The organism is Chryseobacterium sp. 7 (assembly GCF_003663845.1).
Taxonomy (GTDB): domain Bacteria; phylum Bacteroidota; class Bacteroidia; order Flavobacteriales; family Weeksellaceae; genus Chryseobacterium.
The window spans coordinates 399,278-413,862 of the sequence record NZ_RCCA01000001.1 but is presented as its reverse complement, the minus strand read 5'-3'; the positions used below and the strand labels follow the sequence as shown (position 1 = coordinate 413,862).

The following is a 14,585-nucleotide window of genomic DNA, read 5'->3' as shown; positions in this document are numbered from 1 at the left end:
ACCTCAAAATTTTACATCTTGGACAAAAATCTCATTCAAAGAACCGTATCAGGTATCGTTTATGTAGCCATCATTATTCTTTGTTCTACTCCATTGGGAGCACAGCTGCTGAACAGTATTGCCCCTGGTCTTGCCAAGCAACAGTATCTTTATCATGGGTTAATGAGCTTGCTGCTGATTGTGGGAACATGGGAGTGCGTCAAAATCATGAAGTTTGGAAACGGGTATGAAAAATGGGTAGTGTATCCGCTGGTCATTTTTATATTCTACATGTTTTCCAAAAGATATTTTAATCACGATTTCTTTTTTGATTTCAGGCTGAGTGAAATACTGGCGCTGGCGCTCATTGGAATTGCTGTGGTTACTTTATTCAAATATCCCAACGAATTATACTTCGACAGTGGAAAACTTATTTTTACAGTTATCTACGTCGCGCTTCCGTTTAGTTTTGCATTAGGACTTCCAAAGTTCTCCAGCTATTCAGAAAGTTTCTCTCTTGAGGTGCTGTTTCTGTTTATCCTGATCTGGAGTAGTGATACCTTTGCTTATCTGGTAGGAAAGTTCTTAGGAAAACATAAAATGGCTCCTAAAATTTCTCCTAAGAAAACCTGGGAAGGATATGCGGGAGGTGTGGTATTAACATTAGTGTTATCTTATTTTATAGAACATTATCAGCCAGAGCTGAGAGGAAACTGGATGGTCGTAGGATTTCTGGTAGCCGCTTTTGCTCCGCTAGGTGATTTGGTGGAGAGCCAATTGAAAAGAAATTTCGGTGTGAAGGACAGTGGAAACATCATTCCTGGACATGGCGGAGTTTTAGACAGGCTGGATAGTTTTATTATCTGCGTTCCTGTTGTATATTTGTACTTTATTTTAGAAAAATTTATTTAGTCTCATGAAATTACATAGAGAATCAAAAGGAACAATTACCGTTGCAACCCTGGCTTTTATTATTCTGGGTGCTTTAGCAATTTATTTCCTTAAAATATGGTCCCTGCTGATCATCATCCCATTATTAGTTATTTATGGTTTAGTTTTCTGGTTTTTCAGAGTTCCGGATCGTAGTATTCTGGAGCATAAAGAAAACGTTATAGCTCCGGTAGATGGAAAAGTGGTAATGATTAAAGAAGTGGATGAAGACGAATTTATAAAAGGAAAAGCTATTCAGGTTTCTATTTTTATGTCTCCACTGAATGTGCACATTTGTAGATATCCGGTTTCCGGAGAGGTTATTTACAAGAAATACCACCCTGGAAAATATCTTGTAGCATGGCATGAAAAATCTTCTACAGAGAACGAAAGAACTACTGTTGCAGTGCAAACAATGACGAATCATAAAGTAGTCTTCAGACAGATTGCAGGATATGTGGCCAGAAGGATTGTTTTCTACTGTAATGAAGGAGATAATGCAAAAGCGGGACATGAGTTCGGATTTATTAAATTCGGGTCCAGAATGGATGTATTCTTGCCTTTGGATACGGAAATCATCTGCAAGATCGGGGATATTACAAAAGGAGGTGAAGATATTATTGCCAAACTGAAAGAAAATTAATATTCTTTATCGTATATAAAAATCAAAAGAGAGCTATAAAAGCTCTCTTTTTTATTTTGGATTAATGAGTATATTTTGTTGTTCGAGTTTAATTACGCACGCGTAATATTGCGTATAAGAAGATTCATAATATTCCGTTGAGATCAATATTTTTGCATGCTTAAAAACACAAGCTTTCGCTTTTTAGGTGATATGAGATAAGCAATTATTAAATTTTATCAGGAATGGTATTTTATTTGATAATTTTAATGTTGATTTTTAGTAAATTAGAACTAGAAAAACACCTTAATCATACCCTTTTTAATGCTGGAAAAGTACTGACATATTTCGTTTTGTAAGTTTTTATTTGCATGAAGGGCTGTTAATATAGGGGAATTTATACTTTCGGAAGTACAAATGCCAACTTAAGCTTGTGTAAGCACAAAAAACAACAACAAGATGATTTATAAGTTTTTCTTTAAAGTGATCAACAACGAAGCGGAGAATATAGATGATGATTTCGAAAGTAATTATCTTCATCTTATTAACCGTTATCTCCTTTTATTGTTTTTCATATTTCTGTTTTATTCTATTTTTATTATTACTTTTTTCGGAGATACGTTGATCTCAATCTTTCTTACTGTCATTACTTTTTTTTGGTTGCTTTTAATGGCAATAAAGGGGAAAACAAAACGATTCAGAAATATATTGAAAGGATTTGTCATCTTTGTATTTGTACTGCTGACTTTTATAGTGAATTTTTTTAATATTTATACCTACAAAAATGCTGGTGTAGAGTATTTTTATTTTTGCCTTTTATTTGCCCTGCCATTCTTTCTGAATTATAAAAAAGATACTTTTGCTATTTTCCTTATTACTTTCATCATCAGTATTAACTTTATTGCATGCCTTTACTTTGATTTTAATTTTCTTCCTAAGAGCAGATATATAGAAAAAGAGGACTTTAAAACCATAAAGCTGCTGAATATCTTGTTTTCCGTAGCCTCTTTTCTTATGGATATTGTTTTTATTACCCAGAAAGATGCGCTTATTCATGGATTAATTTCAGATAAAAAGGAAAAAGATTCTACCATCAAAGATCTGGTGAAAACGAATACGGAACTCATGAAGCACCAAATGCTGATCAACCACCTTTCAGAAGAAAATATTCAGGAGATTTTAAATTTAGCAGATAGCAATTCGCCTATGTTTTTTGAGAAATTTCAGGTGTTTTTTCCACATTTTATCCCCGGTATTTTGAAAATAAATCCTAATCTTATCCATTCCGAATTGTATTTCTGTGCATTGATGAAGCTTGATTTTGATACCAAGAAGATTGCACAGTGTACCAATAACAGTATTCGGGCTGTGGAAAGTAAAAAATACAGGATCCGGAAAAAGCTGAATATTTCCTCAGAGATCAATATCAATAGCTTTCTCATTAAAATTTAAACAAAATTCCGATTTTTATTACTTATACGTAGTGTTGAGTAGTGTCTGATGGTATTTTTTGAGTTTCTTGTCGATATTTTTACTTAAAAATATTGTGATGAATATTAAGAACATTCATATTGGAAGCCTGATCAGATCAAAAGTGGAAGAGCATCAGATTTCAATAGAAAGAATCTGCAGATTTTTTGGGAGTACAGAGGGTGATATAGAAAAGATGTACCATGTAAAAAGCATGGATACAGACATCCTGATGAAGTGGTGTAAACTCTTAAGATTTGATTTCTTTAGATTTTATACCGGACATCTCATTTTGTATTCCCCACAGTCCAGAATGGACAATGCACTCAGACAGAAGGGAAATTCTCTTGTTTTCAGGAAAAGCATTTATACACAGGAGGTAAAGGATTTTATCCTGGAAAAAATAAAAAACGGAACAATGACAGCCAATGACGTTGTAGAAAGGTATAAAATCCCAAAAACAACTTTATACAAATGGATGAAAAAACTATAACATGATCCCTGATTACAAACAGATTTACACAGACATTCTTGAAGAAAAGTTTCCTGAAAAATTAATAGATGCTGCCATCAGGCTTAAACTGGAAACACTGCATTCGGCTTTTGATATTCTTAAGTTTAATCAACTGATTTTTGGAGAACCTGAATATACCGTTGGGTTTAATAATCAAAGGCTTCGTTCCTATGATAAGGAATCTATTTTGAAAATTCTAAAATATCAGAAACAGAATGGGCTCAACAATCTTCAGTTGGGTAAACAGTTTAAAATAAGCCGGAATACCATTGCCAAATGGAAAACTATTTTCAATTCATAAATTAAAATTGCATTTTATTTAATTTAGTAATATTATTTTTTGATATAATTGATCAATGATAAGTTTTTTATTGATTTGATTTTTATTTTTGAATTTATGGTTGAGTTATTTTAAATAACTCAACTTTTTATTTGTGCTTTTAAATAAATGTAAGTTGCTGGTGTTTTGTGAGTTTTACTACGCGTGAGTAGTATTGCGTATCGGAAAATTAATTTATAATAGCCTATCGTTGATAATTTTGTGCCTGTTAAATGATCTGATTAAAAATTTTAATTATCAAACAATTATAACATATACAATGATGGAAACAAAATTTACAATGCCTCCAATCAAAGTTTTGCTTATCGCAATGCTTTTTATTTTTGGAAAATCTTTTTCTCAAACCAATAATGGTGCAGTAGGGATTAATACTTCAGCGCCCAATTCTAATTCCGTTCTGGATGTTGTTTCAGGAAATAACAACAAAGGAATACTAATTCCAAGATTAACTGAAGCACAACGAAATGCTATTACAATCAACCAGTCTAAAGATGATGGCTTGACCATTTACAACACAACTGAAGATTGTATCAATTACTGGAGCCTTGCAGATAACGAATGGAAAAGTGTCTGCGGACAAATGGGTAAATCTGTTTTTACGATAGACTGCTCTACTTCCAAAGCAATGGGAAGCTATGTGAAAGGTAAAGAACTTACCAATTCAAATTATCTGAGCATTGCTGTTAACGTAACGAAACCAGGTAATTATACCATTTCGGGTACTACTACAAACGGATATAACTTCTATGGAACCGGCGTATTTCTTAATACCGGAACACAAACAGTACAGATTCCGGGGCAGGGAACACCTGTGAATATCCAGACAGATAATGTGTCACTGGAAGCAAACGGCGCTGCTGTTACCTGTACACCCGCTATTTCTATTGCTGTACTAAGCCCTGCAGGATCATATACTATGAGTTGTGGTAGTGCAACAGTAAATGGTGTTTACAAAGTAGGAACTGCACTTACTGCTTCCAATACCATTACTTTACCTGTGAATGTTGCAACATTGGGAAGCTATACTATTACTACCAATACGGTGGATGGAATTTCTTTCAGCGGATCAGGAACATTTACGGCTACAGGAAATCAGAATATAACATTAGGAGGAACAGGAACGCCAACCTCTACATCGGTGAAAACAATTACGATTACTTCTGACAGCCAGGGAGGTGTATCTACCACTTGTTCTGTAAATGTAGTGGTTGTTATTCCTAAGAAAACGGTTCTCCATATCGGACTGGAAACAGCTTACGGGTATAGCGCATATACTGGTCCCTCAAGAAGTCTGATGGATTCTCCGACAAATTTCGGTACCACTGCTTCCAGTATTGTTAAATATGAAGGTTTTACCCATACTTCTTTAGGAAATTCCCCTTCATCAACAGCCCTTCAGACTGCTCTGAATAATAAGCCGGATATTGTTGTTATTGGTTACAACTATACACCTAATGCTACAGATGCCGGTTATATTGCTTCTTATCTTAATAAAAAAGGAGTTGTCATTGCTCTGACAGATGATACAGGGACTGCACAGAATTTATTCAGAGGAATATTCTCTGATCCTACTATTTCTGCCTCTTATGGAGCAGGTGCAGGTTCTGTGTATGCTCTTACCAATACTGATGATCCTATCCTTAACGGGCCTTTTGGAGATGTAAGGGGGAAAAACTGGGGTGAGGATGCTTCTACAACTGTAAACATGTCAGGATTGACAAGTGGTTTTGTTCCTTACAGCTATGCGCAGCCTATCAACAGTACAACTACCAGAACTGGAATTTCAGGGTTAAGAAATACTAGCTTAAACTTTATCTGGTTTGGTGACGGTGGCTTTTTAAGTAACGAAAATGCTAATGGAAATCAATATGCAAGTAATACTATTGAGCCTTTTGTAGCACCCAGCACAGGAGGGTATTTTCCGGTTCAGAAATCAGCTTACGGATACGCCGGAAACGGATATACAACAGGAGGGATGCAGGTTCAGAATTCCATCCTCTTTGCCAATATGATTGCCTGGGCAATAAAGCAGGCAGAATTTAACGGAATAAACACACAATGATAAAAGGTTTTTAAAGATTTCTCCGGTGCGATGATTCGTACCGGAGTTTTTTATTTTATATATCTTTTAATCTCTTCTGTAAGGCTTAGTATAAATTCTACAGGAATATCTTCTTCTGCATCAATAAGAAGAATCTTAAACTTCTTTCTGCCGTCCTGAATCAGTTCCGGATAATCTAATCTGTCACCGTGATAAAAACTCAGATAGTGTTTTTGGTATTTTTTGCTGTAGTAGAAATAGCACAGCATTTTCTTTTTGTATTTAATAAACGGAAGTCCGAAACTGAATGTTTCCGTAATGTGTTCCGGATCCGAAGCCAGAATAGCATTACGCAAAAATAAAAGAGTACTTCTTTCAGGCTCTTCGATTCTGTAGAAATACTCTTGTATGGGGTTCATTTTAATTGAATTAAAAGATTAGTCGAAGTTTTGAAGTTCAACAAGCTTATGATACATTCCTCTTTTTGCAATCAGGTCATGGTGTGTTCCCTGTTCCACAATATCACCTTTTTCCATTACTACAATCCAGTCTGCTTTCTGAATGGTTGAAAGACGGTGGGCAATCACTAAGGAAGTTCTGTTTTCCATCATTTTTTCCAGTGCATCCTGTACAAATCTTTCAGATTCCGTATCCAGTGCGGAAGTGGCTTCATCCAGAATCATAATTGGAGGATTTTTCAATACTGCTCTGGCAATAGAAACCCTTTGTTTCTGACCTCCGGAAAGCTTACCTCCATCATCTCCAATATTGGAATCATATCCTTCAGGAAGTGTGGTAATAAATGCATCTGCATTGGCAATTTTAGCCGCAGCAATTACTTCTTCTCTGGTAGCATCAGGTTTACCCATCAGAATATTATTGTAAACGGAATCATTAAATAATACAGACTCCTGTGTTACCATTCCTAATAGTTTACGGTATTCCTGTAATTTTAAATGCTTGATGTCAGTTCCGTCAATCAGTATTTCTCCTTCCGAAACATCATAGAATCTCGCTAAAAGGTTAGCAATAGTTGTTTTACCGCTTCCACTTTGCCCCACAAGAGCAACAGTTTTCCCTTTAGGAATGGAAAGTGAGAAGTTTTTAAGAATCGTGTGGTCTTTATCATAGTAAAAACCAATATTATTAAATTCGATAGAACTGTTTAATGTGGAGATAGAAACAGGATTGGGTACTTCGTCTATTTTCACATCAGCATCCAGAATTGCTAAAACTCTTTCAAGAGAAGCTTCTCCCTTCTGTACATTCGAGATAGACTGGGATAAACTTTTTACAGGAGGTAAAATCTGGAAGAAAATACCCAGGAAAACCAAGAAATCTGCAGGTGAAATACTTTGTTCTACAATAATTTGTTTACCACCGTACCAGGCAATAATTAAGAAAGTAACTGAACCTAAGAATTCGCTCATGGGAGAGGCTAATTCCTTTTTTCTGCCCAGGCTTATTGAACTGTTAATCCATTTCTGCATAGACTGCATAAAGCGGTTGTCCATTATTTTTTCTGCGCTGAAAATTTTAATCACTTTGGTAGACTTTAATGTTTCATCTACAATAGAGAAAATATTTCCCATTTCATTTTGCGCTTCGTGAGAATCTTTTTTAAGACTTTTTCCTATTAAAGCGATCATAGTTCCCATTACAGGCAATACTAAAAGAGAGAAAAGCGTCATCTCTGTACTTAAAAAGAAGAGTGTTACCAATGTACTGATCAGCATGAAAGGCGCATTGATTAATTCAACTAAACTTCCTAAAATATTTCCTTCCACTTCACCCACGTCATTGGACATACGAGACATCAGATCTCCCTTTCTGCTTTCTGTAAAAAATGAAACGGGTAAAGAAAGAATCTTTCTGTACATAGCTCCACGAAGATCTTTAGTAACCCCTACTCGGTAATTGATCAGTAAAAACGAACCTAAATATCTGAAAAGGTTTCTCAGTAAAAACATAAAAGCCGTTACCACACAAAGCCACGCCAAAACGTTAAGTGCTCCATGCTCAGCCACTAAGGTCTGAACATAATAATTGGCATATTCTTTTGCATAAGAGAAAAAGTCTAAAATCTCTCCCGAATAAACAGGAGGATGGCTGTATTTTTTAGCCTCAATGGTTCCGAAAAGCATCCCCAAAACGGGTAGAATAGTTCCTAAGGAAGCAATCTGAAATACAGAGTACATAAGGTTGAAAAACAAACTTCCGTAGATGTATTTTTGGTGAGGTCTTGCGAACTTTAGTATTTTAATATATTGGTTCATTCAATAAAAAAATTGGATAGCAAAATTACGTAAAATTAAAAGATAAGACGTTCTTAATCCTGTTTTACTTTAATGGATAAGTTCCAAAAAATGTCTTTTTGTTACAACGAGGGGCAATCATACTTTGTTTTTTTGAATAAGCAGGCTTGAAAATGACTTAATAATAAGAGAACCGGATAATAAAAAAACCGCTGAAGTAGCGGTTTTTTTATCTTTACTTGACTTAAAATTTCACCTGATCATTATATTTCGGGGCAAAATTTTTCGGACTCAGCTTATCCAGTGTTTTTCCAAAGTTATTGATGATCTGCGTCATATTATCAAGATCTACAATATTGACATCATCATTTTCGTGATGGTAATGAGATGCTTTCGTCATATCCACGGTAGAGAATGAGTGGGCAATGATTTTCTTTTTTACAAAGCTTACGTTATCTGAGCGGTAGAACAGCTGTTGTTTTGCATAAGGATCGGCATTGATTTTGAGTCCGTTCACCGCATTTTTATTGAAAAGTTCATCAAGATCAGAGAATCCGTCTCCCGTCATATATAAAGCATTTTTCCCCCATTGGGATTCTGTAGCAACCATTTCAAAATTGAAAAGTGCAGTCATCTTATTATAAATAGGATCCAGATTTTTATCTGTTGAAATGGCTCTTGATCCCAGCATTCCTTTTTCTTCCCCATTAAATGCCATGAAAACCATAGAAAATTCCGGTTTTTTATTTTTAAAATAGTCGGCAATACCTACCAGAGTGGTAATTCCGCTGGCGTCATCATCGGCTCCGTTATAAATATTGTCTCCGGTTTTATCACTGGTTCCGATATGATCAAAATGTCCCGAGAATCCCAAATACTGGTCTGTTTTCCCTTTTTTGACTCCACAAACGTTATATACTGTTTTCCCATTATAGTCAAAAGGTACGAGGTACGACTTTCCGGTGCAGTATTCCAGATTATTTTCTTTGAAAAGTTTTGCAATATAATTGGCTGCATTTTCATTTTCCTGGGTTCCTATTTCACGGCCTTTCATTTCGTCTGATGCCAAAGTAGAAAGAACTGTTTTTACCCTTTCTTTGGAAACTTCCTGTGCAAAGGTGAATAGGGAGAAAAGTGATAAAGTAAGATACGTGAGCTTTTTCATTGTCTTTAATTGAAAGTTATATGATCTGTCGCATTTTCAGTGAAAATGTTGCATGAAATTACATAAATTAATTGATTCGGCATTGTGAATGATATACTCAGAGTATATAAACAATAAAAAACAGCTCCTAAAAGAAGCTGTTCTCACTCAAAAAATCGTTGTAAGGCTATCGAAGTCTGTCTACAGATTTTACGAGCCTCTCATCTTTGCGGGTGTAAACATTTGCTATAAGCAGACATATCACCGCGATTAATGGGAAAATCGGCTCAATACCCTTCTCAGGAAAATGAATTCCTCCGGATAAGTTGAGTAACCAGTACGCCAATACACCAATCAACAAAACGTTTATAATGATGCTGATGGTATTCAGCAAAATTTGTCTTTTTCTGTTTTTGAAACTAAAAATACTTAATGCTCCTATGATAACAAGGACTATACATCCTATATTAAGTAAAGGAATACTGTCTGAAATAACAACATCCTGTCCCGTTATAAAAAGGAAAACAGCAGCTAAAACTGCTAATAAAGTCCATATTGTTTGTATTCTCTGTAGCATTGAATATTAAATTCTTGGCAAAAATAACATAAATTTTGCACAATTCAAAAATAAGTGTAGATTTGCATTATACAATGTACTTGAAAACCAAAGTCGCCGGACTTACTTTTCTTACTCACAATTAATTACATTTTTACATAAATATGTTTAACATAGAAACGTTAAGGTCAAAATCCGTAACGGAACTGACTAAAATCTTAAAAGATTTGGGCGTTAAAGTTGCAAGAACCAGCAATGAAAATGACAAGATCTTTGCTATTCTTGACTTTCAGGCTTCTAACCCTAAAGTTGCAAAAGATTATATCAACGCCACAGAAACTACCAGTGTAACTACTGAAGAGGCTCCAGCAGAAAAACCTGCTAAAGCCCCGGCAAGAAAAGCTGCTCCGAAAAAACCGGCAGCCAAGCCAAAAACAAACACAAATACAAAAGCTCCGGCAGAAGAACCTAAAGCAGAAGAAAAAATAGAAGAAAAGGTACCCGCTTCTGAAGAAATAAAACCGGAAGAGCCAAAAGCTGAAGTAGCTGCAGTAAATGAAGAATCAGCAGCAAATGCTCAAGCTAAAAAGAAAAGAAAAAGAGTTTCTACCAATACAGCTAATACAGAAGTATCTCAGGAAAGAACTGAAACTCCAAAAAACACAGAACCTCAAGAGCCTGCTCAGGCTGATGAAAAGCCTAACAATCCTCAACAGCAACAGGCAAACAGACCTCAAAAAGGACACAACCATCCACAGAACGGTGGAAACCAGCATAAAAACCAAAACCAACAACACCAGCAGCATCAAAACCAAAATCAGAATCAAAACAGATATTCTGAAAAGGCAGAGGAGCAGCACGACCATAAAAAAGAATTTAATTTCGATGGATTGGTAAGTATAGAAGGTGTTTTGGAAATTTTACCGGATAACTACGGATTTTTACGTTCTTCAGATTTCAGCTATATCTCTTCTCCGGATGATGTGTATGTATCTACAGCACAGATCAGGAATTATGGCTTAAAAACAGGAGATACTGTAAAAGGAATTGTAAGACTTCCAAAAGAGGGAGAGAAATACTTTTCATTATTAAAACCTACCGAAGTTAACGGACGTGATCTTGCGTTTATCAAAGACCGTGTTGCTTTTGAATATCTTACTCCACTTTTCCCTGAAGAAAAATTCAATTTGACAGGAAACAATTCTACCATTTCTACCAGAATTGTAGATTTATTTGCACCTATCGGAAAAGGTCAGAGAGCAATGATCGTTGCACAGCCTAAAACAGGTAAAACGATGTTGCTGAAAGATATTGCAAATTCTATTGCAGCCAACCACCCGGAAGTATATATGATGGTTCTTTTGATTGATGAACGTCCGGAAGAGGTTACTGACATGGAAAGAAGCGTAAATGCAGAAGTAATTGCCTCTACATTTGATGAAGCAGCAGAAAAACACGTGAAAGTGGCCAACCTTGTTCTTGCAAAAGCACAAAGAATGGTTGAATGCGGACATGATGTAGTGATCTTACTGGATTCGATTACAAGATTGGCAAGAGCTTATAACACGGTAACTCCTGCATCAGGTAAAGTACTTTCCGGTGGGGTAGATGCGAATGCTCTTCACAAGCCGAAAAGATTCTTCGGAGCGGCAAGAAAAATTGAAGGAGGAGGATCTCTTACCATTATTGCAACTGCATTGATTGATACTGGATCTAAAATGGATGAAGTAATCTTTGAAGAATTCAAAGGTACAGGTAATATGGAGCTTCAGTTAGACAGAAAAATTGCTAACAGAAGAATTTATCCTGCTATTGACCTTATTTCTTCCAGCACGCGTAGAGATGATCTGCTTCTGGATGAAGTAACTTCTCAGAGAATGTGGATCTTCAGAAAATATCTTTCTGAAATGAATCCTGTAGAAGCGATGGAATTTGTTAATAAAAACATCAAAGGAACTCTGAATAATGAAGAATTCCTGATGTCTATGAATAAATAAATTTAATTTAATATTGTTAAATAGAAAGCACGGATCATTTTGATTCGTGCTTTTTTAGGACTTAATCCAAAGATTAGAAGCCGCAAGTCTAATATTTACATTAAAAAAAGCCTTTTAAACCTCCATCTTCCCTCTTCAAACTTCTTTACTCTAAAATTTAATTCATTCTAAATCAATGTATCAATGTTAAAGATTTATTAAAGTAATCTACAATCCTTGATAATACCTTAAATATTGGCTATTTTTGGGTTATAACATTAAAAATAAAGATTATGTCATTTGAATTACCAAAACTAGGATATGCATATGATGCATTAGAGCCGACTATTGATGCAAAAACTATGGAAATCCACCATACAAAACACCACCAGGCATATATTGACAATTTAAATAAAGCAATTGAAGGAACTGAACTGGAAGGAAAAACAATCGAAGAAATCTGCCAGACAGGAACTGATAAGCCAGCCGTAAGAAACAATGGCGGAGGACACTTCAACCACTCTTTATTCTGGGAAATTTTAACGCCAGGAGGAAGCAAAGAGCCTGTAGGAAATGTAAAAGCTGCTATCGAAAACTACGGAGGTCTTGAGAAATTCAAAACTGATTTTTCTGATGCTGCTAAAACAAGATTCGGTTCAGGATGGGCTTGGTTGGTAAAAAATGCTGACGGTTCTGTATCTGTTTCTTCTACACCTAACCAGGACAACCCATTAATGCCTGTTGCAGACGTTAAAGGAACTCCGGTTTTAGGATTAGATGTTTGGGAGCATGCTTATTATTTAAACTATCAAAACAGAAGACCTGACTATGTTTCTGCATTCTTCGATGTAGTAAACTGGGATAAAGTAGAAGAATTATTCAATAAATAATTTTCAGCTATTATAAAAATGAAAAGGTTCAGAGTAATTCTGAACCTTTTTTATGTAATATAATTATAAACTACCTTATTGCATCACTTCCGGATAATCCGTTCATTCTTAATTTATATTTCCAGTTCACATACACGAAGACCTGGTATAATTTATATTCAAACTTGATCCCGTAGTTTTCCTTAGGATCGTAATCTATTCCAGATTCTATGACGTTTCTGTATCTCCCGGAATTATAATAGCTGTTCCATTCGTTGACCAAAAATGTGTTTTTTGTTTTCAGATAAGATTCTGTATACTGGCTTATGGGTTTTGCAACAGCACTCAGAAAATAATCAAACTGGGTATCAATTACAGTAAGATCCCATTCTCCGTCTTCGTTTTTAGAAGGCTTCATTTCATGCTGCTCTTTATCTTTCTTTGATGTTTCCTGAGAAAAACAATTGAAAGGCACTAATGCAATCATTATTAATAAAACAATATTTTTCATGATAGAAGTATTTACATAAAAAAAGCACTCCAATAAGAGTGCCTAACTTTTTTATGGTTCTTTCTGGAGAACTACAAATGCCGGGAAGTGGTCACTGTAGCCTCCTGTAAACTGGTCTCCGTTCCAGGATCTGAAAGGATACCCTTTATAATTTCCTTCTTTATTGACTAAGTAAGCCGGAGCAAAAATTTCTGCCTTATAAACAGAATATTCTTTAGTTACCTGATCAGAAATTACGTTTTTAGAAACAATAATCTGGTCAAACAGGTTAGGAGCATCCTGATAAGCAAGAGAGGCAACTCCCTTTTTATATAGAGGATACATTAGGTTCAGATAAGGTGTTTCTTCGCTTAAATCTTTAGGGCTTGCCTGAGCTTTCAAATGATTTTTTAAACTTGGGCTTACAGGATCATCGTTAAAATCTCCCATTGCAAACAGCTTTGTGGTAGGATCTGCAGCTCTTACGCTGTCCATCTGTTGTTTTAATAAAGCTGCAGCAGCATTTCTTTTAGGTAAAGAAATAGCTTCACCACCTCTTCTTGAAGGCCAGTGATTCATGAAAAATGCTACTTTCTCATTATCTAAAAACCCTGTTACCACAAGGATATCCCTGGTATATTCTCTTCTTCCGTTGTCTCCGTAGATTACCAATTCCTTTTTTAAAGAATTAGTAGGAGTAAATCTTCTTTTCTGATAAATCAATGCAACGTCAATTCCTCTGTAGTCATAAGAATTGTAATGAATGATTCCGTAGTCATACTTCTTTAAAGCAGGTTCATTTACAAGATCCTGAATGACCTGTCTGTTTTCAACCTCAATTAAGCCTACTACCGCAGGAGCTGTTTTGGTATATTGCGCTCCCATTTCAGAAATTACCTTCGCTTCGTTGGCTAATTTTGCTTTATAGATTTTTGACCCGTAGTTTTTTGCACTTTTTGGAGTAAATTCTTCAGATCCTCCTTGTTCTCTAACTACTTTTTTCCCTATTAAAGCACCGTCGCTCCATGGTCCGTCATATTTTTCAGCTTCCAAAAATTTGATCGAATCAATAGGAATACTTCTGTGAAAAGCAGGATTCTTTATGTCTTTGGTTCCATCGATATAATCTGCTGAGCGAATAGTGTCCCAAAGGTTTTCTACGTTTAAAAATCCTACGGTAGCTACTTTTCTCAGTTTCCCTTGTTGTTGTGAGAATGCCATGATTGAAATAAGGATGGCAAACAGACTCGAAAATCTCTTCATTTCTTTAGAGTTATTATTAATACTATTTAATTTGCAAATTTACTTTTTTTTAATTCACTGTATTTTAAATATTTGTAAATTTAAAAGCAACAATGCTATCATCATTTATATAATGATTCTTAAAAGTTTGCAATGT

Annotated in this window: 14 protein-coding genes; 8 read left to right on the top strand and 6 right to left on the bottom strand. The window is 35.3% G+C overall.

What is annotated here, in order from left to right; translation table 11 throughout:
• Positions 1-18 precede the first annotated feature (18 nt).
• The 6 genes from CLU97_RS01955 to CLU97_RS01930 all read left to right on the top strand — a co-directional run bounded on the left by CLU97_RS01955 (position 19) and on the right by CLU97_RS01930 (position 5,917).
• The gene (locus CLU97_RS01955; protein WP_121486457.1) at positions 19-891 is read left to right on the top strand and encodes a phosphatidate cytidylyltransferase; all 873 of its coding nucleotides are present in this window, start codon (positions 19-21) and stop codon (positions 889-891) included.
• Positions 892-895: 4 nt separating this feature from the next.
• Complete coding sequence (locus CLU97_RS01950) at positions 896-1,552, top strand: phosphatidylserine decarboxylase family protein (protein ID WP_121486456.1); 657 nt, start codon at positions 896-898, stop codon at positions 1,550-1,552.
• Positions 1,553-1,990: 438 nt separating this feature from the next.
• On the top strand, positions 1,991-2,983 hold the full coding sequence (locus CLU97_RS01945; protein ID WP_121486455.1) for a helix-turn-helix transcriptional regulator: 993 nt from the start codon (positions 1,991-1,993) through the stop codon (positions 2,981-2,983).
• A 97-nt stretch (positions 2,984-3,080) separates the two neighbouring features.
• On the top strand, positions 3,081-3,494 hold the full coding sequence (locus CLU97_RS01940; RefSeq protein WP_121486454.1) for a transposase: 414 nt from the start codon (positions 3,081-3,083) through the stop codon (positions 3,492-3,494).
• Between the two features lies 1 nt (position 3,495).
• Entirely contained in the window at positions 3,496-3,816 is a 321-nt protein-coding gene (locus CLU97_RS01935; RefSeq protein WP_121486453.1) for a helix-turn-helix domain-containing protein, read from the top strand.
• Positions 3,817-4,114: 298 nt separating this feature from the next.
• Positions 4,115-5,917 carry a hypothetical protein gene (locus CLU97_RS01930; RefSeq protein WP_121486452.1) on the top strand — a complete coding sequence of 601 codons (1,803 nt, stop codon included), beginning with the start codon at positions 4,115-4,117 and terminating at the stop codon, positions 5,915-5,917.
• A 50-nt stretch (positions 5,918-5,967) separates the two neighbouring features.
• Here the strand turns inward: CLU97_RS01930 and CLU97_RS01925 are convergent, their stop codons facing one another.
• The 4 genes from CLU97_RS01925 to CLU97_RS01910 form a co-directional block, all read right to left on the bottom strand.
• A complete protein-coding gene (locus CLU97_RS01925; RefSeq protein ID WP_121486451.1) occupies positions 5,968-6,315 on the bottom strand; it encodes a DUF1801 domain-containing protein in 348 nt (115 codons plus the stop codon).
• 18 nt (positions 6,316-6,333) lie between these two features.
• Positions 6,334-8,172, bottom strand: coding sequence for an ABC transporter ATP-binding protein (locus tag CLU97_RS01920; protein ID WP_121486450.1), 1,839 nt, complete (start codon positions 8,170-8,172; stop codon positions 6,334-6,336).
• Between the two features lie 223 nt (positions 8,173-8,395).
• On the bottom strand, positions 8,396-9,316 hold the full coding sequence (locus CLU97_RS01915) for a M28 family peptidase (protein WP_121486449.1): 921 nt from the start codon (positions 9,314-9,316) through the stop codon (positions 8,396-8,398).
• 166 nt (positions 9,317-9,482) lie between these two features.
• The gene (locus tag CLU97_RS01910) at positions 9,483-9,872 is read right to left on the bottom strand and encodes a DUF4293 family protein (RefSeq protein WP_121486448.1); all 390 of its coding nucleotides are present in this window, start codon (positions 9,870-9,872) and stop codon (positions 9,483-9,485) included.
• 143 nt (positions 9,873-10,015) lie between these two features.
• On the opposite strand from CLU97_RS01910, the gene rho reads away from it, so the two are divergent.
• Complete coding sequence (rho, locus tag CLU97_RS01905) at positions 10,016-11,848, top strand: transcription termination factor Rho (protein WP_121486447.1); 1,833 nt, start codon at positions 10,016-10,018, stop codon at positions 11,846-11,848.
• A 272-nt stretch (positions 11,849-12,120) separates the two neighbouring features.
• Positions 12,121-12,717 (top strand): superoxide dismutase, encoded by a 597-nt coding sequence (locus tag CLU97_RS01900; protein WP_121486446.1) that lies wholly within the window; start codon positions 12,121-12,123, stop codon positions 12,715-12,717.
• 70 nt (positions 12,718-12,787) lie between these two features.
• Here the strand turns inward: CLU97_RS01900 and CLU97_RS01895 are convergent, their stop codons facing one another.
• Together CLU97_RS01895 and CLU97_RS01890 are read right to left on the bottom strand one after the other, a co-directional pair.
• Positions 12,788-13,207, bottom strand: coding sequence for a DUF6146 family protein (locus CLU97_RS01895; protein ID WP_121486445.1), 420 nt, complete (start codon positions 13,205-13,207; stop codon positions 12,788-12,790).
• 51 nt (positions 13,208-13,258) lie between these two features.
• Positions 13,259-14,449 carry an endonuclease gene (locus tag CLU97_RS01890; RefSeq protein ID WP_121486444.1) on the bottom strand — a complete coding sequence of 397 codons (1,191 nt, stop codon included), beginning with the start codon at positions 14,447-14,449 and terminating at the stop codon, positions 13,259-13,261.
• Positions 14,450-14,585: the final 136 nt, after the last annotated feature.